General features: G+C 43.8%; 29 protein-coding genes and 3 pseudogenes. 24 read left to right on the top strand and 8 right to left on the bottom strand.

Annotation, left to right across the window (positions count from 1 at the left end; genetic code table 11):
- The first annotated feature begins 261 nt into the window (after positions 1 to 261).
- Positions 262 to 441 carry a hypothetical protein gene (locus AC3WT9_RS13090; protein WP_341379311.1) on the top strand — a complete coding sequence of 60 codons (180 nt, stop codon included), beginning with the start codon at positions 262 to 264 and terminating at the stop codon, positions 439 to 441.
- Between the two features lie 10 nt (positions 442 to 451).
- Positions 452 to 607: a hypothetical protein gene (locus AC3WT9_RS13085; RefSeq protein ID WP_341379310.1), complete on the top strand. Its 156-nt coding sequence runs from the start codon at positions 452 to 454 to the stop codon at positions 605 to 607.
- Positions 608 to 899: 292 nt separating this feature from the next.
- Here the strand turns inward: AC3WT9_RS13085 and AC3WT9_RS13080 are convergent, their stop codons facing one another.
- The 4 genes from AC3WT9_RS13080 to AC3WT9_RS13065 all read right to left on the bottom strand — a co-directional run bounded on the left by AC3WT9_RS13080 (position 900) and on the right by AC3WT9_RS13065 (position 2,215).
- Positions 900 to 1,103, bottom strand: a complete 204-nt coding sequence (locus AC3WT9_RS13080) for a hypothetical protein (protein ID WP_341380442.1) — start codon at positions 1,101 to 1,103, stop codon at positions 900 to 902.
- 22 nt (positions 1,104 to 1,125) lie between these two features.
- Entirely contained in the window at positions 1,126 to 1,341 is a 216-nt protein-coding gene (locus tag AC3WT9_RS13075) for a hypothetical protein (protein WP_445744985.1), read from the bottom strand.
- Positions 1,338 to 1,691: a cupin domain-containing protein gene (locus AC3WT9_RS13070; protein ID WP_341095063.1), complete on the bottom strand. Its 354-nt coding sequence runs from the start codon at positions 1,689 to 1,691 to the stop codon at positions 1,338 to 1,340. Before AC3WT9_RS13070 ends, AC3WT9_RS13075 begins: the two co-directional genes overlap by 4 nt.
- A gap of 110 nt (positions 1,692 to 1,801) precedes the next feature.
- Positions 1,802 to 2,215 (bottom strand): MerR family transcriptional regulator, encoded by a 414-nt coding sequence (locus AC3WT9_RS13065; protein WP_039310460.1) that lies wholly within the window; start codon positions 2,213 to 2,215, stop codon positions 1,802 to 1,804.
- Between the two features lie 171 nt (positions 2,216 to 2,386).
- Between AC3WT9_RS13065 and AC3WT9_RS13060 the strand changes: the two genes are divergently transcribed.
- The 19 genes and pseudogenes from AC3WT9_RS13060 (at position 2,387) to AC3WT9_RS12970 (ending at position 16,995) form a co-directional block, all read left to right on the top strand.
- Positions 2,387 to 3,331 carry an MBL fold metallo-hydrolase gene (locus AC3WT9_RS13060; protein WP_341379308.1) on the top strand — a complete coding sequence of 315 codons (945 nt, stop codon included), beginning with the start codon at positions 2,387 to 2,389 and terminating at the stop codon, positions 3,329 to 3,331.
- A 252-nt stretch (positions 3,332 to 3,583) separates the two neighbouring features.
- Positions 3,584 to 3,820 (top strand): hypothetical protein, encoded by a 237-nt coding sequence (locus AC3WT9_RS13055; protein WP_341379307.1) that lies wholly within the window; start codon positions 3,584 to 3,586, stop codon positions 3,818 to 3,820.
- Positions 3,821 to 4,079: 259 nt separating this feature from the next.
- Positions 4,080 to 4,904, top strand: a complete 825-nt coding sequence (locus AC3WT9_RS13050; RefSeq protein ID WP_341379306.1) for a MerR family transcriptional regulator — start codon at positions 4,080 to 4,082, stop codon at positions 4,902 to 4,904.
- Between the two features lie 84 nt (positions 4,905 to 4,988).
- Positions 4,989 to 5,759: an SDR family oxidoreductase gene (locus tag AC3WT9_RS13045; RefSeq protein ID WP_341097742.1), complete on the top strand. Its 771-nt coding sequence runs from the start codon at positions 4,989 to 4,991 to the stop codon at positions 5,757 to 5,759.
- A gap of 215 nt (positions 5,760 to 5,974) precedes the next feature.
- Entirely contained in the window at positions 5,975 to 6,154 is a 180-nt protein-coding gene (locus tag AC3WT9_RS13040) for a hypothetical protein (protein WP_341095057.1), read from the top strand.
- A 403-nt stretch (positions 6,155 to 6,557) separates the two neighbouring features.
- A pseudogene (locus AC3WT9_RS13035) lies at positions 6,558 to 7,541 on the top strand (sigma-70 family RNA polymerase sigma factor); the annotation flags it as partial.
- Positions 7,542 to 7,614: 73 nt separating this feature from the next.
- Positions 7,615 to 8,037, top strand: a complete 423-nt coding sequence (locus tag AC3WT9_RS13030; protein WP_492407630.1) for a VOC family protein — start codon at positions 7,615 to 7,617, stop codon at positions 8,035 to 8,037.
- A gap of 190 nt (positions 8,038 to 8,227) precedes the next feature.
- Positions 8,228 to 8,608 carry a collagen-like protein gene (locus tag AC3WT9_RS13025; RefSeq protein WP_341095052.1) on the top strand — a complete coding sequence of 127 codons (381 nt, stop codon included), beginning with the start codon at positions 8,228 to 8,230 and terminating at the stop codon, positions 8,606 to 8,608.
- 177 nt (positions 8,609 to 8,785) lie between these two features.
- Positions 8,786 to 9,721 carry a LytTR family transcriptional regulator DNA-binding domain-containing protein gene (locus tag AC3WT9_RS13020; protein WP_341379304.1) on the top strand — a complete coding sequence of 312 codons (936 nt, stop codon included), beginning with the start codon at positions 8,786 to 8,788 and terminating at the stop codon, positions 9,719 to 9,721.
- 138 nt (positions 9,722 to 9,859) lie between these two features.
- On the top strand, positions 9,860 to 10,705 hold the full coding sequence (locus AC3WT9_RS13015; protein ID WP_341095048.1) for an ABC transporter ATP-binding protein: 846 nt from the start codon (positions 9,860 to 9,862) through the stop codon (positions 10,703 to 10,705).
- Entirely contained in the window at positions 10,702 to 11,412 is a 711-nt protein-coding gene (locus AC3WT9_RS13010; protein ID WP_341095046.1) for an ABC transporter permease, read from the top strand. The genes AC3WT9_RS13015 and AC3WT9_RS13010 overlap by 4 nt, the downstream gene beginning before the upstream one ends.
- Positions 11,413 to 11,932: 520 nt before the next feature.
- Positions 11,933 to 12,136: pseudogene (locus tag AC3WT9_RS13005) on the top strand (VOC family protein); the annotation flags it as partial.
- Between the two features lie 350 nt (positions 12,137 to 12,486).
- On the top strand, positions 12,487 to 12,975 hold the full coding sequence (locus tag AC3WT9_RS13000) for an LURP-one-related/scramblase family protein (protein WP_341379303.1): 489 nt from the start codon (positions 12,487 to 12,489) through the stop codon (positions 12,973 to 12,975).
- 35 nt (positions 12,976 to 13,010) lie between these two features.
- Positions 13,011 to 13,259 (top strand): hypothetical protein, encoded by a 249-nt coding sequence (locus AC3WT9_RS12995; protein ID WP_341095044.1) that lies wholly within the window; start codon positions 13,011 to 13,013, stop codon positions 13,257 to 13,259.
- Positions 13,260 to 13,411: 152 nt separating this feature from the next.
- Positions 13,412 to 13,666 (top strand): cold-shock protein, encoded by a 255-nt coding sequence (locus AC3WT9_RS12990; RefSeq protein ID WP_038595257.1) that lies wholly within the window; start codon positions 13,412 to 13,414, stop codon positions 13,664 to 13,666.
- A 122-nt stretch (positions 13,667 to 13,788) separates the two neighbouring features.
- Positions 13,789 to 14,382, top strand: coding sequence for a DUF2441 domain-containing protein (locus AC3WT9_RS12985; protein WP_341379302.1), 594 nt, complete (start codon positions 13,789 to 13,791; stop codon positions 14,380 to 14,382).
- 154 nt (positions 14,383 to 14,536) lie between these two features.
- Entirely contained in the window at positions 14,537 to 15,181 is a 645-nt protein-coding gene (locus AC3WT9_RS12980; RefSeq protein WP_341095042.1) for an aspartate/glutamate racemase family protein, read from the top strand.
- Between the two features lie 85 nt (positions 15,182 to 15,266).
- Positions 15,267 to 15,845, top strand: coding sequence for a DUF8617 domain-containing protein (locus AC3WT9_RS12975; RefSeq protein WP_341095041.1), 579 nt, complete (start codon positions 15,267 to 15,269; stop codon positions 15,843 to 15,845).
- 409 nt (positions 15,846 to 16,254) lie between these two features.
- Positions 16,255 to 16,995, top strand: coding sequence for a class I SAM-dependent DNA methyltransferase (locus AC3WT9_RS12970; protein ID WP_492407629.1), 741 nt, complete (start codon positions 16,255 to 16,257; stop codon positions 16,993 to 16,995).
- A 227-nt stretch (positions 16,996 to 17,222) separates the two neighbouring features.
- Here AC3WT9_RS12970 and AC3WT9_RS12965 read toward each other — a convergent pair whose 3' ends face one another.
- Positions 17,223 to 17,612: a carboxymuconolactone decarboxylase family protein gene (locus AC3WT9_RS12965; protein ID WP_038595249.1), complete on the bottom strand. Its 390-nt coding sequence runs from the start codon at positions 17,610 to 17,612 to the stop codon at positions 17,223 to 17,225.
- A 94-nt stretch (positions 17,613 to 17,706) separates the two neighbouring features.
- On the opposite strand from AC3WT9_RS12965, the pseudogene AC3WT9_RS12960 reads away from it, so the two are divergent.
- Both AC3WT9_RS12960 and AC3WT9_RS12955 read left to right on the top strand, forming a co-directional pair.
- Positions 17,707 to 17,856: pseudogene (locus AC3WT9_RS12960) on the top strand (MerR family DNA-binding transcriptional regulator); the annotation flags it as partial.
- 36 nt (positions 17,857 to 17,892) lie between these two features.
- The gene (locus tag AC3WT9_RS12955) at positions 17,893 to 18,114 is read left to right on the top strand and encodes a MerR family transcriptional regulator (RefSeq protein ID WP_445935397.1); all 222 of its coding nucleotides are present in this window, start codon (positions 17,893 to 17,895) and stop codon (positions 18,112 to 18,114) included.
- A gap of 108 nt (positions 18,115 to 18,222) precedes the next feature.
- Here AC3WT9_RS12955 and AC3WT9_RS12950 read toward each other — a convergent pair whose 3' ends face one another.
- Together AC3WT9_RS12950 and AC3WT9_RS12945 are read right to left on the bottom strand one after the other, a co-directional pair.
- A complete protein-coding gene (locus AC3WT9_RS12950) occupies positions 18,223 to 19,725 on the bottom strand; it encodes an alpha/beta hydrolase family protein (RefSeq protein WP_341379301.1) in 1,503 nt (500 codons plus the stop codon).
- 250 nt (positions 19,726 to 19,975) lie between these two features.
- Entirely contained in the window at positions 19,976 to 20,848 is an 873-nt protein-coding gene (locus tag AC3WT9_RS12945; RefSeq protein ID WP_492407628.1) for an SDR family NAD(P)-dependent oxidoreductase, read from the bottom strand.
- A 152-nt stretch (positions 20,849 to 21,000) separates the two neighbouring features.
- Between AC3WT9_RS12945 and AC3WT9_RS12940 the strand changes: the two genes are divergently transcribed.
- On the top strand, positions 21,001 to 21,450 hold the full coding sequence (locus AC3WT9_RS12940; RefSeq protein WP_341095028.1) for a MarR family winged helix-turn-helix transcriptional regulator: 450 nt from the start codon (positions 21,001 to 21,003) through the stop codon (positions 21,448 to 21,450).
- 172 nt (positions 21,451 to 21,622) lie between these two features.
- Here AC3WT9_RS12940 and AC3WT9_RS12935 read toward each other — a convergent pair whose 3' ends face one another.
- Positions 21,623 to 22,774, bottom strand: a complete 1,152-nt coding sequence (locus AC3WT9_RS12935; RefSeq protein WP_341095026.1) for a family 8 glycosyl hydrolase — start codon at positions 22,772 to 22,774, stop codon at positions 21,623 to 21,625.
- Between the last annotated feature and the right edge of the window lie 97 nt (positions 22,775 to 22,871).

The raw sequence follows: 22,871 nt of genomic DNA, 5'->3' as shown, positions 1-22,871 counted from the left end.
CTTCATTGGATGAACTGGTTCTTCCAAGCCCGGATTTATAGTAAATCAGTATGTATTTATACAGCAGGTTGAAGCAAAGGGAGCGCCAAAGAAGGCGCTGCTCCCTTTGCTTTTTTTCGTGAAAGGTATTTAGAAAAGGCTTGATAGTCGTATAGGAAACACCTAACGTTCTAGTAAGCTTTTTTATTTTACATTGCCTTCTGAAGCTTCGATGTGTTAAAAAACAAAGTGAAGAAAAACAGCACCAGAGTGGAGGGCGAAATGAACATAAGGAAATTTCCATGGAAGAAAAATGTGTTTCGAAGACTGATGGAAAGCATCCTGAGATTGCAGCAGCGGCTCAATGCGATACGGAACAGCAGCACTTACATCATTGATGTGTACGCTTACATTCAGTCGGTTCAGAAAAAGATCTCGGCTTTTGACCGTGTCCTCCTTTAATCAGGAGGAAATGGACGGGCTGAAGCTTGCGATGGATTCAACGGGATCGCAGCTCCGGGATATGAACGGCAGGCTCTTCATAAGTGCAGCCTATCCCACAACTTCACCGGGGGGCAGCAGGACACCTCAATTCATCCTGTCTGTTGAATTTTCCAAAACAAGCTGAATGAGAACTCAAGAAGCTTGTGAACTCATCCGACGAGCTGCTCATGCTGATCAATCCGGAATATACGATCTCCACAAGCGGCGGAGTCAGACCCGATCCCATGATTGCGGATATCTTGTCCAAACATTCAGAACAAAATCTGGTCAGAACGATGAACTTCGCGAATGCCCGCTATTTGGCGGTATATGCCTATTCCCCGTTTTTTGACGCAGTGCTTAGCAAATATGTTCCGGTAAACGCGGTCTTTGCGCCGCTGGACAAGTTCAAGAACTGGTTCCTGCTGCTCGCGGCGTTATCCGTGATGATTATTGTAATGTATTCTCTCTACGCTTATAAGTACATCCACAAGCCGCTGCTTTATCTGGTTAAAGCGACCTGTAGCGGTGCCTACCTGCGAGAAGCCTGCCGAGTAGAACAGCTGCTGCCAATTGGCGGCAGGCAGCGGCTCGACGTTCACATGGATGGTCTGCCGCAGCTCTGCAAGCTCATCGGCCATATTTTCCTTCGTATAGCTGATATCATGGGTCAGCAGAATGCCTCCGGGCTTCAGTACCCGGTAATATTCGGGCGCGCTGGATTGAGGTGGTGCACATGTTGCAGGCTACCTCCAGCACCTTGCTCTCACTGCCCAGCTCCGCCTGACCCAGCAGCCAGTTGGTGGCAACCACACCGCCTGGGCGCAGACGCTTTTTTTCCAGCTTGGCAAGGAAATTATGGCCTACCACCTTCTTCATCCTCCAATCCTCACCTTCTGCTCCGGCTTGACTACAATCAGCAGCATCTGGAAGGCTTCAACGGCTTGCAGGGCATTGGGAATATTGGCCGGCATGAGGATGCTCTCATTGTGCTGCAGCAGGAACTGCTCACTGCCAATCGTGATTTGGGCTTGTCCGGACAGGATTTGAACGAGTGCATCACCGGGTGAAGAGTGCCCTCCAATCGAGGATCCTTTATCGAGAGACAACAGCGTCATTGCCAGATTAGGCCGCTGCACCAGCGTCAGGCTGCAGACCTGCTGCTCCTCAATGCCGATGATTTCTCTTAAATCCAGAACTTGCGACTGCGGAAGCTCAGGGTTTTGCACTGCGGGATCGGCTAGCTCGTCCCGGAGGGGCTTGCTTTCAATGAACTGGCACAGGGTGTCTGATTTCTACATCAGACACCCTGCGGTGTTCACGTAGGATTACGCCGCGATTATCTAGTATTCACTATGTCTTCTTTCGTAAGTTCTTGGTATAAGGTAAGTTTCTCTTCGGCGAGAGAAATCATGTAATCAATTTCTTGCCGCCTGGATTCCAGTCCCATCAGATGCTTCTCAAGGATTTCAATCCGCTTTTTTAAGGTAGGATTATAATTAGAAGGATTCTCCCCTTGTTGAATTTTATCCATTACACAGCCCTCACGAGTAAATTCCGTAATCTCCTCAAGCGATAAGCCCAATTTTTTTAGTTTATTTAGACATTGAATGTAGGAAACCTCGCTTTCTTTGTAGACACGTGCCCCTCCATTACTACGCTTGGGTTCATGTAGTACCCCGATTTTTTCATAATAACGAATCGTATAAGGAGTTAATCCCGTTTTTTCTGACACTTGACTTATTGTAAGCATCTGATTTCTGCCCCTCCTTTTTAATGCTGATATTGAAAAATATTATACAGCTTTCAGTCAACTCAAAGCCAATGTTTACAATTGACCCTAACTTCACCCTGAAAATTCTCTTGACTTCCAGTTGACTCTAACTTGTAAGTTAACTTTACTAATTGTTAAAGGGGTGTAACAATGAACAACGAATATTTCACGATTCAACAAGCATCGGAAGGTATCTGGGGTGCTATTTCGGTTCCAGGCAGCGGTTCTCTGGGAAATGCAGCAATTATTGATCTTGGGGATTTAACCGTTGTAGTGGATACAACCAACCTGCCGCATTCTGGTGCTTTGTTACGTCATACTGCTGAACAATTAACAAACAAACCGGTTAAATATGTAGTGAATACACATTTTCATGGAGATCATGTCAACGGCAATCAGGAATTTATGAAAAGCGAATTTATATCTACCGTTTGGACAAGAGATTTGCTTTCTGATATGGGTGAAGTGAATATTGATCTCATGCAGCAAAACATTCAAAAGATAATAACTAGCCTAAATCATGTACGTTCAACGCAAAGAGATGCCCACATGCTAACTGAAATCGACTATGATCTTTCCGTACAGCGAGCCCTTTATGATGCCATCCCTTCCCTTTGCAGGGTGATACCCACGATAACTTTTGACGATAAACTCGTTATTCAAGGAACAAAGCGAACAATCGAAGTTTTATCTTACGGAGGCGGTCATTCTTTAAGTGATGCTGTTGTGTACGTTCCAGAAGAGCAAACTTTGATTGCTGGTGATTTAATATCGACTAAGACCATTCCGGTCATACCATACGGTAATCCATACGCTTGGATACGCATCCTTAAACGAATTCAAAAAGACCTCAAGGTCGATACTGTCATTCCTGGACACGGAGCTGTATCTAATTCAGATCGAATCACGGATGTCATACGTTTTTTGGAGAAAACGATCACTTATGTTTCTGGAGCTGTAAAAAGCGGGAAATCAGAGTGTTATTGGCTGGAACAAGGGGTATTAAAAGGCTATGAGGATTGGCATCTGCCCCAGTATTTCAGATGGAACTTTCGCTGGCTCTTTAATAGTATGCTTGTTCAAAATAACAGATGAGACAACAAGCAACACTGTTTGCAAAATAAATATAGAAACGAGGATAAGTATGAAGTATACCTTATAATTCACACGAAGGAGGCACCCACCGGGCGGTAAAGCAGAAATAGTTAAGAACTATTTTATAATTTGAAGCTTAATAAATTGGATGAGATATATGGACGAAAAACGGATACACAAACCACTCGATGACCTCGCATCTGGGGTAAGTTGTAAAAAAAAGTATGTTTTTATCGGAGAGTAGGGCAAGTCATGAAACTTAGAGGGACAATGACAGAACAAGCATTTAGAGAAGAATTAAGCACCTCAAGAACTATTCTTTTCAATGATATATCCATGCGAAGATTTCTAAATATTATTAGAGAGGCCTTCCCTGCAATGAAAACAGCATACATCTTATATTGGACACCAGAGCAGGGGGAAGACATTATTACTTTTCTTGTGGACATACACTCAGTTATTAAGATTGAATTGGATCGCTACGATTAAAAACAGCACCTATAGTTGATGTTTGTTCAAGGGACGTAGTAAGATAAATCAGCTTAAAATTGCCGTAGCTTTGGATTTAGCTAAGAACGATCTGGAATTTTGAAAAGAAGATTGTGATGTGATGTAAACGAAGAATATTTTATTAAAGGGGATCCGAATAAACGTCATGAGTATATTAGAAATTAATAGTATATTGATATATTTCTGAATAAATAGGGGAACAGGCCGATACTAAGAATTCACAAAAGGGGGGATTAGGATGTTCAAAATTGGGGCGTTCGCGAAACTGAGCGGCGTGACGGTGAAGACATTGCGCCACTATGATGAACTCGGCTTGTTAAAGCCCGCGCATGTGGACGAAGAATCGGGATATCGTTTTTATACTGCGGAGCAACTGCTAACGATCCGCCGTATCGCAGGTTTCAAAGAGCACGGCTTAACCCTTGAGAAGATGCGACCGATGCTCACCGGAACCACCTCTCTAACGAAAGCGGAGCGCACGTTGCTTGAGAAACGAAAGGAGCTGGAGCGCCAGATACAAGAGGCTCAGCAGCAAATTACGGTGATTGATGAGCGACTCGTGCGGATTAAACGGAATGAGGCGGTTGGGGAGGAAGGGAAGTTCTTGCTTCGAAGCGTGGATCCGGTTCTCGTCGCTTACGTCCGCGAGACTTTGCCAAAAAACCAACTGTGTCTGTTGCTCGACGAACTGAAGCAGTATGTCTGCTCACATGGGGAAGAGCCGGACCGTGAGATGACAATCGTCTGGCATCGGAGGAGCGATTGCGATGAAGAGCCTTCGGACATCGAGGTCGCTATTCCTGTCTCAAAACCGATTCCTAATAGCGGCAGGGTGAAGATTCACCAATTGCCCGGCATAAAGGAAGCTGCCTCTTTTACTCATCGATGTGACCCGTATAAGGATAATTGCAAGGCGAGCGAGACGCTACGGGCTTGGATTGCTGGCACGGGCTACCGGCCACTCGAGGCGATACCGGTTCGGGAGATTTATCTGACGTCGGATAAAGATATTTATGGTCAGCTACGTTTGGCAGAGGCGATCGTGCCGGTTGAACGAGTCTGAAAAAAGATTGGAGTACATTCCTTGACTCTCCCCTTATGAGGAGGGTTTATCATGGTATCAACCCATTATAAGGAGTGGATCTACATGAATTTGAAGCGTTTGGAAGGCCGAATCGCAGTCGTTACAGGAGCCAGCCGAGGGATAGGGAGAGCGATCGCGCTGCGTCTCGCCGCTGAAGGTGCGCTAGTCGCAGTACATTATCGCACACGGAGGGATTCGGCGGCAGAGACGGTTTCTGCGATCGAAGCAGCGGGAGGTACAGCTTTTGCCATCGGTGCCAAGTTGGATTCTCTGGAGGGAGTCGATCGACTTCTTCAGGTCTTGGATGAGGAACTTATCCGCAGAACGGGCATCAACCATTTTGATATCTTGGTTAACAATGCCGGCATCGGCACATCCCCATCATTTGAAGAGACGAGCGAAGAGGACTTTGATCGGCTGTTCGCGGTCAACGTCAAGGCGCCGTTCTTCCTCGTCCAGCAATCGATCGGACGTCTTCGAGACGGAGGTCGCATTATCAATATCTCATCTGGAGTGACACGAATTGCCTATCCGCATATCATGACCTACAGCCTAACCAAAGGCGCACTAAATACATTCACCCTACACCTGGCTCAGCTTCTGGGTCCGCGGGGTATTACAGTGAACGCTGTCATGCCCGGCATAATCGATACCGACGTAAACGCGTCGTGGCTACACACGCCCAATGGCCGTAAGTCTGCGGTAGAGATGTCGGCACTTGGACGCGTCGGCGAGCCTTCGGATATCGCAGACATCGTCGCCTTCACGGCGTCACCTGACGGCCGATGGATAACGGGACAAATGATCGATGCGACCGGCGGATCGCATTTGTAGACTATGTCAGAACAGAAGCTAAGGTGGACGAAAATACCTTCTATTTAACGTTGTTGGAGTTCGTTGTTGATTTATGAGGTCAGCCTTCGCGCATAGTTCTCTAAGATGAGACGCACAATATTAGGGTGATTTGCCATATCTGCATTGAGCTTATATGCTTGTGGCGTTGCCAGGCAGAATCATTCGAGAATAAGATGAGGAGGCGCTAAGTTCTAATGTCCAATAAAAAAAGTTACTATGCATTTGAGGATCCGCTTGGCACCAAAGTTGAATTTCAAGCCACTAGCTTACAACAAGCCATGGTGATTAAAAAGAAGAAGGCTCATGAACTGGGGATTCCTAAAGAGGCTTTTGAACTCACAAGCATACGTAAGAAACCAAGCCAGAGCGCATAAAGCTTGTAATGGAACCTTAGTGAGAAAGAGGAGCCAGCGGATAAATGACCGCTGGCTAGAGACAATACCCTCTCTCCTTTGAAATAATGCAATAATACAAATATCGGAAAATATCATTTTATTGAACTACAATTGCTTTGAAACCGGCATAAGAAGTATAGGGTGTAATATAATTTTGAGCACTTGCAGTTAGTGTGCCAGTGCTAACATTATTGAGGTTAAAGGAGAGATAGCGATTCTCTCACCGTCAAGTTATCGCCCATGCCGGGCGAACACTCCAAGAAACCCAAGGTCCTGTAAAGACCTTGGGTTTTTTGACAAGCTGTTGATCAAGTTTTCTCGCTTATGAAATGTTAATATGAATAGTGAGATATAAGCTTTTTGGACGTCAAAAAGGAGGAAACGTAAAATGAGCCAAAAGCATGGAATAGACATGTTCGAGGAATTGCGTTCTGAACTAATCGGATATTGTTATCGGATGACGGGGTCCATTTTTGAAGCGGAAGATGCGGTGCAGGATACGCTGCTCCGCGCCTGGCAGAACTGGGACCAGATTAGGCAGGATTCCTCCCGTAAAGCTTGGATGTATCGGATTGCCACTAATGTTTGTTTGGACAGGTTAAGGAATGCAAAGCGTCGGGCACTTCCGATGGATCTCTCAGAACCAGCGGCTATTATTATGGAACCAAGGGACAGCTTGCCCCGGAGCTCTTGGATCTGGCCGGCCCCCGATAACGTTGGTGACCCGGCCAATATCGTGGTTAGCAGAGAAACCATTCGATTATCTTTTATTGCGATGCTGCAAATATTGCCGCCACGGCAACGTGCCGTACTGATCTTGCTTGATGTCTTCCGATGGACGGCTAATGAGGCAGCGAATGCGATGGGGATGACCACGGCAGCCGTCAACAGTGCTTTGCAGCGGGCTCGCTCGACACTCGCTCGCTCGAATCTTCGGTCCGAAGAATTACAAGGGGGAGATGTCCCGGCAGATCAACAAGTGCTTGCAAATTATATGGAAGCTTTCGAACAGTACGACATCAATGCATTGTTAGCATTATTCCACGAGAACGGCAGCTTGTCGATGCCGCCATTTAAGATGTGGGTTCGTGGCAGCTCTAATCTGTCGTCATTCTACAATATTACACGCAGCCATTGTTTGGGTTCCAGATTGCTGCCAATTCGTGCTAACGGGGATAGTCCCGCTTTTGCTCAGTATGTACCCGCCGGACCGGATGGGCTGCTGGCTCCGTGGAGCATTCATATTCCAGAGATGGAACAGGGTAAGATCGCTCATATCCATTATTTTATTGACTCCGATTTATTTGTTCGATTTGGATTGCCGACAGGTTTGGACGCGAAGCAGGATTTTTCAATAGACCGATGAGTTTATGGTGCCCGGATCGTCTATACTAATGAACCACATTGAATCCAATCAAAATTTAAGGAGGAACAATCTTATGACGGTAAAACTTACCCCTTATATTACTTTGGAGGGCCGGGTACAGGAAGCAATTCAATTTTATGAACAAGCCATCGGTGCAGAAATTCTCTCCATGGTGACTTACGGTGAAATGCCGGACATGCCTGGTACGTTCATTGACGATCTGAGTAATCTTGTAGCGCACGCCAAGTTAAAGGTCGGAGTAACGGAGCTCATGTTATCGGATGCTCCAGGGGGTTCGCCTAGTGAAAACGGAAAACGGGTCACCATCTGCATTACAACGAATGAAGTAGAAGAATCAAAACGGATGTATGAAGCCTTGCGGCAAGAGGGTCAGGTCAATATGCCGTTTAAAGAGGAACCATTCAGTCCAGGGTTTGGGGATGTAACGGATAAATTCGGCGTGACTTTTCAAATTTATACTGAGCTTGAAGACTGAACTACGGATAAAGAGTTGCACCAGATGATGGTGCAACTCTCTTTTTTTGTAAAACTTGGATCTGCGTCGAAACCATCCGTGTTGTTCATAGTCGGTCTATGTTAAATCTTATTGTTGGGCATCCGCCCAAGCGTCCTTTCCGCGAATGCATATGATGATTATGCCTAATCATTGAAAGGAGCGATCATATATGGGATTTTTTCCAACGCCGGGAACCGGCGGAGGATTTCCTGGGGTCCCGGGAGGACCGGGGTTTCCAGGTGGAAGTCCCGGAGGATTTCCGGGGACTCCGGGACTTCCGGGGGGTGCACCGGGAGGCGTTCAAGCACCGACGGCTCCTCCACCGCAATTCGTACCGCAAATGCCGGCTACCGCTTTTGCCATCGACCCCGGGGGAATCAGACGATGCCTGTTCCGCAACACATACATTTGGCTGAACAACGGCGAGCAATTCTGGTTCTTCCCGGTATTCGTCGGGCGTAATTCTATTGCAGGGTTCAGATGGACTGGTTTCTTCTGGGCGTACTTCGGCATTGATTTGAATCGGATTAGCTCGTTCACCTGCTTCTAAGGCAGATAACAAAGAGAACAGCCGCAGGCTGTTCTCTTTGTTATGGTACTTTAGTTGTCATCGTATTTTCCCGACCCATGGTATGCTGTTATATATTCTAATAGAAACTGACAAAAAAGCAGCCCAACTTTATAATTGTTTTATATATCCTATAGCAGCACTAACCGGGAGGACGGCATGCAATTTCAACCAATGTATTATGATGGGGAATTACTTCTACCGAAGATCGAATTAGATATGACAACGTACCAATCGATTGGCATTATAACCGACTTGAAGCGAAAGCAGCTTTTAATGGATCAATTAGTTGATCATTCCCGATATTATTTATTTCGGGCTGGGCAGAACGAGTATATGCGTTTAACGGTGGAAGAGCTAATCACTTTTCTAATCAGAGTAACGGAGAGGAATGAGCGTGCCGCTTCGTTGATCGATTATTTTGCTTTAAAAGAGGAAAGGAAGGTAAAAATCAAGGACCTAAGCTCATCAAGAAGGATGTATGTGACCTTGCTGCGTGTTTTTTTTGCGCATCAGCCTTCACTTGTACTGGAAGAACCCTATTTTTACTTAGAAGAGCAAGATCGCCGTCAATTTAGACGGATTCTAGATGACCTTTTGAAAGAGAAGCAAGTATTAATTTTAACTTCGAATTTAGAGGATGCACTTATTTCCTGTGATGCCATTTACCGGTTGAACGAGTCCGGATTTCATCCACTTGATATTCGGGATTCCGAAGAGGATAAGCAGGAAGTACAGAAACAAGACGAGGCCAATATAACCTTGCAGAAGATCTCTACAAAAAGAAATGACAAGGTAATTTTATTTAATCCGCCTGAAATCGATTTTATAGAAAGTGTAGAGGGTTCGATCCTTGTTCATGTGGGCGGGGAAAATTATGACTGTACTTTGACGCTAAACGAGCTGGAGCAGAGATTGTTGAATTTCGGGTTTTTTAGGTGTCATCGATCCTACATCGTTAATCTGCAAAAAGTAAGAGAGATTATTACATGGACGAAGAATAGCTACAGCTTGCGGTTAAATACAGGCCAAGCTGCGGTGGTTCCGTTATCCCGTTCAAAATTGCATGAATTAAAAGCACTTCTTAACATTTAATTTCCGGGGAAATGTCGAACCAATCAAGCATTGGGTGGTACCATTCAGACGATAATAGCTACATTTCGGCGGGTTTTGATGGCTGGAAGCATGCAATCTGTATATGTTTAAGCCATCAACGCTAAGGAAGTGGTGTGAATGGATGTTATCCAAGTAGAACGTATCCGCAAGAGATTTGGAAATAAGGATGCGTTAGCAGATGTGTCTTTTTCAATTCCTAAGGGAGAAATTTTCGGGTTCCTCGGTCCGAGTGGTTCAGGAAAAACAACATTAATCAAGATTTTAACGGCGCAGTTAAATCCGACAAGTGGACAGGCAAGTGTATTTAACCAGCCGGCGGAGATGATGCAGCAGTCTTCACAGAAGATGCGCTTTGGCATTTTGACGGATAACAGTGGTCTATATGAACGATTATCGGTTGAGGAAAATCTGGAGCTGTATCGTAAGTTGTATGATCTTCCCCGATCTGCGGTCGATAAGGTGCTGCAGTTTGTGAACTTAAGCGGAGAGCGCAAAAAGAAAGCCAATCTCTTATCGAAGGGAATGCGTCAGCGTGTTTTGCTGGCCTGCGCGATTATCCATGAGCCCGAATTGTTATTCTTAGATGAGCCTACTTCGGCTTTGGACCCGGTTAACACCGCACATATTTATAAAGGCTTGCGCTACTTAAATGAGAAGGGGACAACGATTTTTCTGACTACGCATGATATGGCTGAAGCAGAATTGATATGCAATCGTGTAGCGATTCTGTATCAGGGACAAATTCAAGCCATCGGCTCACCGAAGGAACTTAAACGGCAACACCGGGAAAACGTAATTTGTGTTGAATTAATTAATGGGGAAACTTACGAGCTCCCGATCGGTGAGGGAACGGCTGATCAAATCGCGGATTGGATGAGACAGGGGCTAATTGACCGGTTAGAAACGAAAGAGCCCAGTCTGGGTGATATTTTTATTAAAATGACAGGAAGTGAGCTACTATGAGTATCTCATTGAAACGTGTGCGGGCGATATTTGTAAAGGACTACAAGGAGTTTTCACGTAACTATGCGCTGTCCATTATGCTGATTTTCCCAATTATTCTTGCACTTCTTTTTCGGAAGGCTGGCGCGTCTTTGCCTGGAGCCAGCGGTTTTCTTTTTAATACTTCGTTTGTATTACTAACATGCTTCGCACAAGCTTGCTTGATTGCGGAAGAAAAGGAGCGTAACACTTTACGGTCATTAATGATGACTCCGGCCACGAGCCTGGATGTTCTAACCGGTAAAAGCTCTTTAGTCTTTGTGATGTCTGTTGTTGTTCTCGCTATTTCTACATTATTATTTGGCTATGAGCCAGCTAATATATGGGCGTTTGTGGCAGTGATCATTCTTTCGATTATCCTGTACACAGCAGCCGGGACCATCTGCGGTTTATTCTCCAAGACGCTGCTTGAAGCCTCATTATCCATACTCCCTGTGGCGTTCATATTTATGGGTGCACCGTGGGGAGCAGTACTAGAGAAGGATTACCCGGTCTTCCAAGTGCTGGATTACATGCCAAGCAGTCAACTGGTGCATTTTCTAGGGATAAGCAATACAGGCTTTACGACGGGAGATATATTAAAACCCCTCCTCATTATTTTGGTATGGACCGTTGTATTAACGATTGTGTCTGTTGTTTTGTATCAACGACGGTTGAAGGATGAGTAGAACTTGATGAAAACTTGCCGTTACAGGGGCGAGGGCTATTTAATGCTCAGCTAAGTGGTGGAGATTCAATACACATGACCATTATGACCATTTAGATTATCAATCTCAGGTTCATTTAGATGTAAACGGGAACAATATGATGTTAATTCTACTCCTAAAATCGGCGAAACTACTCCATTAATTGGAGAGTTTTCCGTTCCTTTTTCATCAGGCTTATTGGGTTTGTTTCATCTTCTTGGGTTAAACAGTAAAATGGCAGACATCGGTTCAGGTACAGAAATCTTTGCTCGCGGTCGAGCCGAATCAGGCAAGTTTTGTACTAATAGAGAACGTTAGTTCAATGAAACAGAGACACTCTAGGACATATTTTCTCGTCCTTGGATGTCTCTGTTTCTATTTCAAAGGCCAGTCTAAATCAAAACGCGTTGAATAAAGACATCCAGTCTAATACTCTATTTTTTTGTTGACTCACGTAACCCGATCTGCGACCATCCTGACATAAGCTGGCAGGTCTCCGTGCTTGAAGCTCGGGCGAGCTACTGTCGAAGGTGAATGGGCTGGCCGCGTAACCGGGCTGGGTTCACAGTGTGTAGAGATTGCTATGATGGTTACCCCAGATGGCCACAGCCGACTTGAACTTTCGCGATTTCTCACCCCACCTACTATATCAGATCACCGAACTACTCCTGTAAATGCCCTCGGTTATCTACACGTCATGTTCACCGGTGTGAAAAGGGAAGCAAAAGAAGAGGCGTGTGTCGACATGGAGGTCGGTTCTGTTTCCTTTATTTATGAATATCAACCAACTAAAAACAATTATATTTATGGTGATATCTACATTTGAATGTGAATTAAAATCGGGGTCATATCTCAAATTTCCACAAAAGCCAGATCTAAACAATCAGATGTTAAATGGACAGCGGTATTAATTATCGCAATTATATTGAAGAGCAAGACATACAACAAAATATGTACGCTAGCGGGCAGTATGTGAGATAGCCTATCTTTGGTATACTTGGTTTATATTGTAGAAGAAAAAGAAATGGGAATATACTATATCGAAGGAGGCGGGGTATGAAGCAACTTTATATAAAGCAGAAAGTATTCAGTCTAAGTGGAAAATTTACGGTAAAGAATCAGCAGGAGGAGGATGTTTATTATGTAGAGGGCAGTTTTATGCAAATTCCAAAGACTTTCTCCATTATGAATACAACAAGAGATGAAGTCGCACTTATTACGAAAAAGGTGTTCAGTTTTTTACCGAAGTTTTTTGTTGAGGTAAATGGTCGAGAGGTGTTAACGATTAAGAAAGAGTTTTCTTTCTTAAAAGCACGCTATACGATTGATTCGGCTGACATAGAGGTACATGGTAATTGGTGGGACATGGATTTTCAGGTCTTACAGCATGGTGTAGTCATAGGTGAAGTTAACAAGGAGTGGTTCACTTGGGGCGATAGCTACAAGATTCAAATATTGAATGAGGAGATGGAGGCAATCATGATTGCGTTCGTTGTCGCAATTGATTGTGTGAAGGCTGACCAAGCTGCTGCTTCTCATCAGTGATTACAACAAAAAATAGAGGAGGCAACAAATATTTCATGGGCAACGACTTATACAGAAAACTAGGTGCAGCCTTTCTAATTTCCGCTGGAGTAATCTATGCTATTGAACGTGTGGGCTCTTTGATAGCTCGCATCCAAGAAATTGCAGTGTTATACGAAGCGAAAATGTTCGATGCCCTACCTAAAACTCATATTACAGGCTTCTTCGATAATATCTTTGTGCCAATCCTTACGTTCCTCGGTATGATACTTTTCGTATATGGGTTCCCGAAAAAAATAAAATGAGGTAACTCACTCAACGCGATGGGAACACATTATGTATAGTGCAGCGAAGCACTAACAGGAAACGTTAATGAAAAAGTGGTTGCTTCATTCACCGCTTGGGCAAAAAACTCAATCTTTATGATACTTAATAAAGTGACAGAGGAGGTGCTTAAATGGCGGAAAGAAGATGTGGTATTGTCAAATGGTTCAAAGAAGATAAAGGTTACGGACGGATAATGCTAGACGGGCAGGACGATAACCATGTGTTTGTTCACTTTAGCGAAATACGACCAGACCCTATTAGGCTACCGAACGGCTTTCGGTTTCTTAAAGAGGGTCAAAAAGTTGCGTTCGACCTATTCGAGTTCCCGAGTATGGTTGATTCTCAGCGTTGGACAGCTAAGAATGTGCAAATCTTAGAGGACTAAAGAATCGAGACGTATTTCCTAAATATATGGACTTTCGGGACCCATAATTAAGCTAACAGCCAGGATAATGCTGGTAAATTCCGAATTTACTTATGCTAACAATGATTAATGGGGGGCAGTCCATGGAAAGAAGCGAATTGTATGTTTACCACATTGTCACGAGAAGAAAAATGGACATTGGGCAGATAATTAGCTTTGACAAAAACAAAAAAAACACTTTATATCACTTCTTTTTTGAGAAGGAACAGATGAATTCCAAAGGTGAAGACTTTATTCAAATATTACACCGTCATTATACAAATGACGGCTTTAAGTTGGATAAAGAGAATGCAGATGTAGTTATTAGATATGCGGAACAAACAATCAGAGCTACTAGAGAAGTAATAGTTGAAATGGTCAGATTGCAAGAATATCCTGAATATCCTTCACGGTTGTCTTGCTTATACGCTGCTAAGAGCTATGAAGACGCTCTGAAATGGAAAGAACTTTTCGATTCTTATCATCGAAAAGTTTTGCAGATCGTTAAACTTCGGGTTACTGGGAATATCTTTGAAGGTGACGGTAATCTTTTACCAAAGGAAGATGGAATTCCTTTCTCCCGAAAAATCGAACAAGCCAGAGAATATTGGAAAGGCAATATAAATAACGAACTTCCTGAGCTGCTGATTAATGGGGAAATCGAAGTAGTAGAAATTATTGATGAATTCTCCACTTAATTTCAACAAAAGCGCTGAAAAAGCAAGCTAGAATTAATTGCTCTAAGATCCCCCGCTTATTCAACTATAGGGCAGGATTGTATAGCAAGTTGTTTCTGGAGAAAAACACAATAAACTGGTAGTGTAAGAGGAAATAAAGTAGGGTGGTTATCATATGAAGAAGATTGGTTGTTTGCATGCCCACTATTCAAATATTGAGTATATTCAAAAAGCTATTGCTTCAAATGATTTAGAATTAGTACACTTTGTAGACCCTGGATTAATGAGCAGAATTGCGTCAGATGAAAATTTCGATTTAACAAAAGCCCAAAACAAAGTGAATGAGCAGATTGAATGGATAGCAAATACGAATATCGATGCAATTTTAATTACATGTACTAATTACATTGCTATTCTCAACGAAGAACAACTTAAGACATCAGTCCCAATAATAAAAATTGATGAGCCATTTATCCACCACGTTTGCAATATAACAGAGCCACAGATTCTACTATTTACTAATCCAGCAACAGTCGAAGGAACAATGAAACGGCTTAATGAATTTGCAACCACACACGCAAAACCAATTAATATTGATGTTCAAGTCATTGAGAATACCTTCGAGCTAATAATGCAAGGAAAGAAGGAGCAATATGTGAATGAAGTATCAAACTATATAAAGGGTTTGCTTGTCTCTGACCCCAACAAGACCATTTCTGTAGCTCAATTATCCATGGTTGAAACTGCTGAAAAAGTTGAGCGTGAAATGGATGTGCAAATTGGAAATCCATTAAAAACATTGGTAACATATCTTGGATAGAGGTTAAAGTTTAATTCCGCTAACGGGCAGGATACGTTGTAATTAACAGCACTATTATAAGTGGCAGTCAGCCTGAGGTGAACTAATGAATTTTAGATGTGAGTGTGGACAAAGAATACACGACACGACTGATTATTTATCCTATAAGGGATATTTAATTTCTGACCAAGATCAGTTTGATCTCCTAGACGAGATTGACGATGCTATTGAAAAATCGGGGCCGTCGTCTACAGATAAAGAAGAAGCTGCAATGAGAATTCGATCATTAATATCCACACTTTTTAAGACGGTTTATCAGTGTTCAAATTGTGGGAATTTCTTCATTGATAATGATCATCCTGGGCTAGAAATGTTCAGGGGAGCTAATCAAGTTAATAAGAACTTATTAGAGTCAGCTTTAGGGGACAAGTGGAGAGGTTTTATATATGCGGATTGGAAAGATAAAATTCCCGATTGGCAAACTTCCAATGGAACCCTACTTAACGAAACGAATGTAAGCTCTCTAACTGGACAATTGGATGAAAACGGAAAATATAGTGATTGGGAAACCTTGGAGCTGGATTATTATCAGTTATTTAATGACCTAAAGAATAAGAATGTTATAAGGTTCAGCCAATTGAAAAAGAACAATACAGTAATACATTCATGGAGCTTACAAAAATAGCTAGAGACAAAGCAATTAATTATTGATGATTTCGGAGGATTTTACTTGAAGGATGATTCCCGTGAATAGGACGATTCTTTGTTTTTAAGGGAATCTAGGCAACGATTTTGATTTGAATTACATTGAACTCTAACGGAGAACGATAACCTAATAATGACATGGAGACAGCTGGTCACGACGATCGGCTGCCTCTTTTAACCGAACGGGGAGTTTAATGCAATGAATTACGCTAGCGGGCAGTAAAGTTGAATAACCTAGCTTTGATATACTTGGTTTATATTGTGGAGGAGATGGAGGCAATCATGATTGCGTTCGTTGTCGCAATTGATTGTGTGAAGGCTGACTAAGCGGCTGCTTCTCATCAGTGACTATTTTGTCTAGGTCTTACAATATGAAAGGGGGAATGGCGTTGATTGAACATAGCAATCTTGAAGAATATCAAGATCCGGTAAATTACGATCTTGAATTTGACGGTGAAATTGACAAATATCAGTTCTATCTTGAGCTTGCTAGATCGAGTCCTGGGGAAGTGTTAGAGCTTGCTTGTGGTACAGGCTTAACAACGATACCCCTGTCGAAAGCCGGCATAACGATGACCGGTGTAGATATCTCTTCAGAGATGCTCGCATATGCGCGGTTGAAGGCGGAAGGGTTGACTGTTACTTTTATGGAAGGTGACGCCCGTACCTTCGAATCGGACAAGCGATTTTCAATGATTTATTTGACTGGTAATGCATTTCAGGCATTCATAAGTGATCAAGATCAAATTGATTTGCTCACGACCGTTCACAAACATTTACAACCCCAGGGAATCTTTGCATTCGAGACCCGTAATCCGGAGGGAACGGATTTATCCGATCAAGAGGAGACAGAATGGGGATCATTCATAGATAAGGATGGGAATAACGTCAAGGTATCAGGCACACAATGTTACGATGCTAGACAGCATATCATGCATTGGGTCACGATGCGTGATTGGGGGGACAAGCGGACGACTTCCCGAATTGCTTGTCGGTTCACGGATCAGGATACGCTGCATTCTTTATTAACCCGTCACAACTTTCGCGTCGAACATCAATATGCTGATTGGGATAAGACGCCGTTCTCTCCGTCATCTTCATCTATCATTAGCGTTTGTAGGAAATGTTAGGAGAGACGTAATGCATTGCAATAGAAAAAATCCCCTCAGGTCGAGGGGATTTTTGGTGATCCTAAGTTTAGCATACTTTTCGCATTAATAATTCAATGACAAAAAAATCGTTGAGATGAGTGTATGGATATAAACGTAAGGTAGGCAAGAATTGAAGATGCTAATGACTTGTCTGAATTAATTTTATTGGAACTGATTCCAACATTGAAAAGATGCAAAATCAGGTTTTAGTTCACAATTTTCAAATTCCGTTCCTCAAAAATTTCTTTGGCAACAAAAACGGCATTAAGAACTCTTGGAAAACCAGTATAGGGAATGCAATGCATAATCGCTTCAATTACTTCATTGGGTGTAAGTCCTACATTGAGAGCTGCGTTGATATGCACGTTTAGCTGTGGCTCACATCCGCCTTGTGTTGTAAGCGATGCGACCGTTATTAGCTGCCGCTGTTTGAGATCAAGAACTTCCCTTGAGTATATCTCTCCAAATGCAAATTCAACAACGTACTTTCCCAGGTCGGGAGCAATGTCCCTCATTGACTCAATGACACGTTTTCCTCCTTCACCATCTATTTGCATTAGTTTTTCCCAACCACGTGTATAACGTTCATTTGACATATATTATTCCTCCTCTGTGTAACTTGAATTAAATGTTACACTTTAGAGTGCACTCTAAAGCAATGGTTTTTTTTGATGTGCTATAATAATATTTATGGAACCTAACTTTTTTACAATTCAACAAATCTCTGAAATGACAGGGCTTACTGTTCACACATTGCGCTATTACGAGAAAATCGGATTGCTTTACGGGATCCATCGAGATACAAGTGGGTATCGCCAGTATTCAGAGACTGATATCTCGTGGATCCATTTTTTACTCCGATTGCGGGTAACTGGAATGAAAGTCAGTGATATGAAGCAATTTTCTGATCTGCGAAGTCAAGGAGAGGCTACAATAAGTGCAAGACGAGAGCTGTTGGAAACCCATCAAAAAAACGTTCTTGCTCAAATTAATGAACTGAAGAACAACCTGAAGATGATTGATGAAAAGATAGAATCTTATAAATGGATGGAGGGGCAAGACAGTAAAGAACAATGTCTATTCGTTCCTGATAATTGATAGACCGCCCCTAGCTCATAGCTTTCGCTTCCCCTTCAAGTAGCGGTTTATTTATTAAACCTGTCTAACTGAAGGGGAGCATATCAAAATCGATAGCCTGTTCCGTGATTATAATAGCGAGGATACGAACTTCACCTCCGGAAAGCGGCTATCCGGTCCTTTCATTAAGATTCCGCCTTGATTTTTCAGATGCATATCGAAGAAATCCAGCATATAGGCATTGATAACGGAGTTCGCTCTTTCGGGCGCAATCTTTCCTGTAATGCCCAGCCTTTTGAAAATCGGAGAAATGAACTGTAAGTCGGTAAAATTCAAATGCTCCGTATTTTCGATATAGAGGACTTGCCCCCCTTCGTCGACCGTTTCGCGCATCCGTTCAAGCTCCAACTTTTTGTCTTCCGTTACTTGATCCTCCCACTCTCTGGTTGAACCCATACGGTTAAGCTCTGCATCCGTGTAGACCCGGTTATCCATCACCATTTTTAACTTTTCGAAATAGCTTTCCGAGGTGATGAATAAAAACGGCTTTCGCAGACCCTCTCTGTCACGCAGACGATAAAGCCCTCCATCAAGGTCTATTCCAACCGCGATTCGCGGATCGTAAGAAGCGTCATAAGCCGTCGCTCCGCCGATGGAATGACCGAACACCCCGACATGACCGAGATCAATCCTCCCTTTTAGATGACTTGGAAGATGCCCCGATTGGATGAGCTCGAATTGGTCTAGCGCAAACGTTACATCATCGGTTAAAACTTTTCCCAATTTGTCGCGAATTTTTCTTCCTGTCCGGTAATCATGGTCGGGCGAGAATAAGTCGTTGGTTGTGCTGGTCGTGATTCGCCCGTCCGGAAACTCGGTTGCAAATGTATTGTAGGTGTGGTCGATCACTGCCACGATATATCCGTGACTCGCGAGATGTTCGGCTTGTGACGTGTGGAGGAACCTGGAAGAGCCGTTGCCTGGATTCGCAAGGATCAGCGGGTATGAAGTTTGTGCCGAAGAGATTTCGGTCCCCGAATAAGCATGACTGGATACGTACTTCAGGTGTTGAAACGTAAACCCGGGAAGGCCATAGTCCGCCGCCATATAACGTAAAATCTGGGTATCGGGAATAAAGGGAGTGTACTTGCCGGTGCCAGCTTGAGCCGGATACCATACCTGAACCATCAATTCTCTCTTACCCTCTCTGGCTTCGTCGAATATCTCTTCCCTATTTGTATCCACGAAATGAAAAGTTTGCGTTCCCACCTTAAATTCGCCTGTCGGTTCAGGTAGTTTAGATACAGGAAAAGCATACATGAGACCCGCTGTTACCACCAGCATTATCGCTATAGCGGTATAAGCTGAACCCAACATGAATCGTGGGATTTTTTTTTGGCCGTTTTTTTTAAAATAGCTATACCCTGAAATGGCTAAAAAAATAATCGTTATGCAATATAGGGGAAATAGCTGAACTCTGTATCCTTCCACCGTCCAATGAATGACCAGTAAAAGTGTGGCGATCCCGCTTGCAACGAATACTGGAATTCTACGCCGTCCTTTTTTTAATAGGACTGTTAATGCAAACAAGCCGATGTTCGACAATAAAAGCAACAGTTCAAACAGCCTCATCTCGATTCTCCTTTTCAAAAAAATCTATTTTCGTTTGTTCCAATCTTATCCTGCCAGGCTGGCCTGAGCTATCGATTTGCCTTACATCTACCTTACAAGTTTGAAATTCGATCTTGCGGTATTCCCATGCCAAAACAGATTTTATAAACTCGGGTTATGGAAAAGTTAGGGTTAAACTAACAAGACACGATAGTTCAAACACGACATGTAGACAGCCAGTCAGTGCGATCGGCTGTCTTTGTTGAATTGCCTACAGAAACCCCTTTTCTCTCAATAATTTTTCTGTGCATTCCCACAACCTGCGCTGCATGGCATCATCTCCTCCGGGAGAGTCTGGCTCAATGGATTGTCCTGTTCCGACATTAAAGTATCCACCCGTCTTATTTAGATATTCCGGATCAGCAATTAATCGGGTAATAATATCGGTTCCTCTTCGCGGATCTCCAAGGTGCAGGGCTTTCAATAATCGTTCGAGGACGGGGGCGAACCAAAGTTCTCGTCCGAGTCCGGTAACATTAAATCCAGGATTCAGTGCATTTACGCTAATACCCGTTCCTGACCACCGCCGCGCAAGTTCAGCCGAGAACATAATATTTAATAATTTGGTTTTTCCATAGACAGGGGATGAGCCGCGTGCGGTAAAGGGAGTTGTATCTGTTAAATCCTCTGGCAGCTTCAATATACCGTGACGGCGTGAAGCTTCAGAGGCAACATTGACAACTCTGGCATGGCTCGAGTTTTGCAGGGAAGGTTTTAGAATCTGTGTTAAAATCCATGGAGCGAAATAATTGACGGTAATCATCTCAGGAAGACCCTCGGGGGTGATGCGAGGCTTAAAAGCATGTATCCCCACATTGTTCAACAGCACATCAATTTTAGGATATTCGGCAGCTATTTCACTCCCAACCCGTAAAATATCCTTAATTGACGAAAAGTCTCCATAAAAGAAATCAACATTCGCTGAAGGTGCCTGCTCCTTTATTTGTTCTCTCGTGATTTCGGCGCGTTCTTTACTCCGGGCAGTCAAAATAAGATCAAATCCGCGTTTTCCTAATTCGAGCGCGACAAGCTGCCCAAGTCCACTGGTAGCACCAGTAATGACAACATTTTCTTTATTAACCATCGTCTTTTCTCCCTCCTATGATACACTTAAAAAGTGGATAATCACTATAACCCGCCTATGAATTTAGTTGACATATATCCACTATATTGATTTAGTTGATATATGTCAATTACTTAAAGGTTTTATTTAAACCTAAAGAAAGGTGATTAAGAATGCAAGAGATAAACGTACCTAGGGATAGACTTGAGATTGAATTGGGCGAACAGCTTAATGCTCTCATTAGTTCTGCACATGCCTTAAATGTAAAAGCCGCTGCTAAATTCGATTCCTCCATACAGCCTGCTGCCTTCCATCTTGTTCGCTGGTTGTATTCCTATGGCGCCACTAATGCCGCCGCTTTAGCTGAATCAACAGCAATGGATCGAAGTTCGGTCAGTCGCCTCGTCAAACAACTTCAAGCTTTGGGATATGTAAAACGAGAAACGTCGGCTAATGATGGACGGGGAATTGTATTATCTCTTACCGATTACGGGCAACAAAAAGTTTTAGATGCGCTGAAGGAAAAAGAGTCTGTGTACTATGAACGGCTTTCGGACTGGAAAGATGTTGAGCTTCATGATTTCATCCAAAGGCTAAGGCACTTTAATGGATTTCGTAGTTAAAGTGGAACCCTTAACGCATTGCCAGAACGATTTGTAAAATCGAGTAGCACAAGGAGTTTCTTGTTCCGCTAACAGGAAACGTTAGCTCAATAAAACAGCGGCAGTCCAGGACTTTACTTCGTCCACGGCTGCCGCTGTTTTGTATTTGGGCTAGTCTAATGCTTTATTTACTTTATTCTTGCTGATAAATGCGGTAATTTCCGCTTAAGGCCAGCAGACTGAAGAAATACAGGCAGTTGTCGTAATACCGGCGGACCCCGCTGCGCAGAGGTGTATTCCAGAAGAGCCTTGCGAACGGTTCCGCATCTGGTCCATCGGCAGCGAGTGAGGCCATGGCCAGCGTAGCCAGGAGTCCGACCGGATGCAGTGCCATTTCCTCGAACGGATGGCCGTCAATGGTGTATCGGCGGTAATCCGCAGGTTCAATGTCCCGAAAGAATTGCTGAATGCGGTTCGACTGCTCGATCTGCCAGGGATCGCTGCGGAACCATTCATAGTCCAGCGCGATATTGGCCGCTACGCGGTAGGCATCGCTGAAGAAATGACGGAAATCGCCATGGGGCTGAAGAGCTGCGGGTGTGCCGTCGAAATTTGCGTATTCCGGGGAGAGGCCGGTTACCGGATGGCAGGCTTGATGCAGGTAGACTCTGCTTGCTTCCGCAGCCTCCTTCCAGAATGTGCGGTCCTGCTCGTCTGCCTCCCGGGCAAACAATTCGTAGAAATGAGGCAGATGGTAGGAAGGATCACTGAAAGGAGACTCGGGAACGAACTTGATCAGCTTGTTCGCCGGGTCCCACATCGGGTCTCCCTCTCCATGCTCTCCTTGATGTACGCAAGCGCGGAGAATTATCTTCGCCTGTTCAGAATAGTTGTACGGCTCCGGCCCGTCACCCCAGCGGCTGGAAGCGAAGAACAACGCCATCGCGAAGAATTCTTCACCGTCCGGTGCGGGTCCTTGGGACAGGAGGCTGCCGTCCGGCTTGCAGTGCCAGGCAAAATAATCCTTGTAGCGTCCTTCCGTATGCTGCATGAACACCTTGGAGAAAAGCCACAGCCGGTCGAATTCATCTTTCTTGTCCATTTGCACAGCCATCATCATCCCGTAGGACATGCCTTCGGAGCGTACATCGGAATTGCCGGTATCCAGCATATAGGCTTTATCGTTGTCCGCCGGATAATAGATCCGCACATCGGGAGCCCCGTAGAACAAATCGTTCCATACCTGTTCAAGCCTTGCTTGAATCTCTTCTTCCGTATAGCCAGTCTCTCTGAACAGATTTCTATATTCATGCGTGTAATAAGAACCCTCATTGTTAATATTCATAGCACCCTCCAGTGGAACTGATTTTGCCCAAAGTATAGCATGGCGGAAGGTGAACAAATTAAAGCGTTTTCCCTGAAAAATATAGTTCAAACCTATT

Source organism: Paenibacillus sp. EB106-06-01-XG199, assembly GCF_058791575.1.
This window is presented reverse-complemented; position numbering and strand designations above follow the sequence as displayed.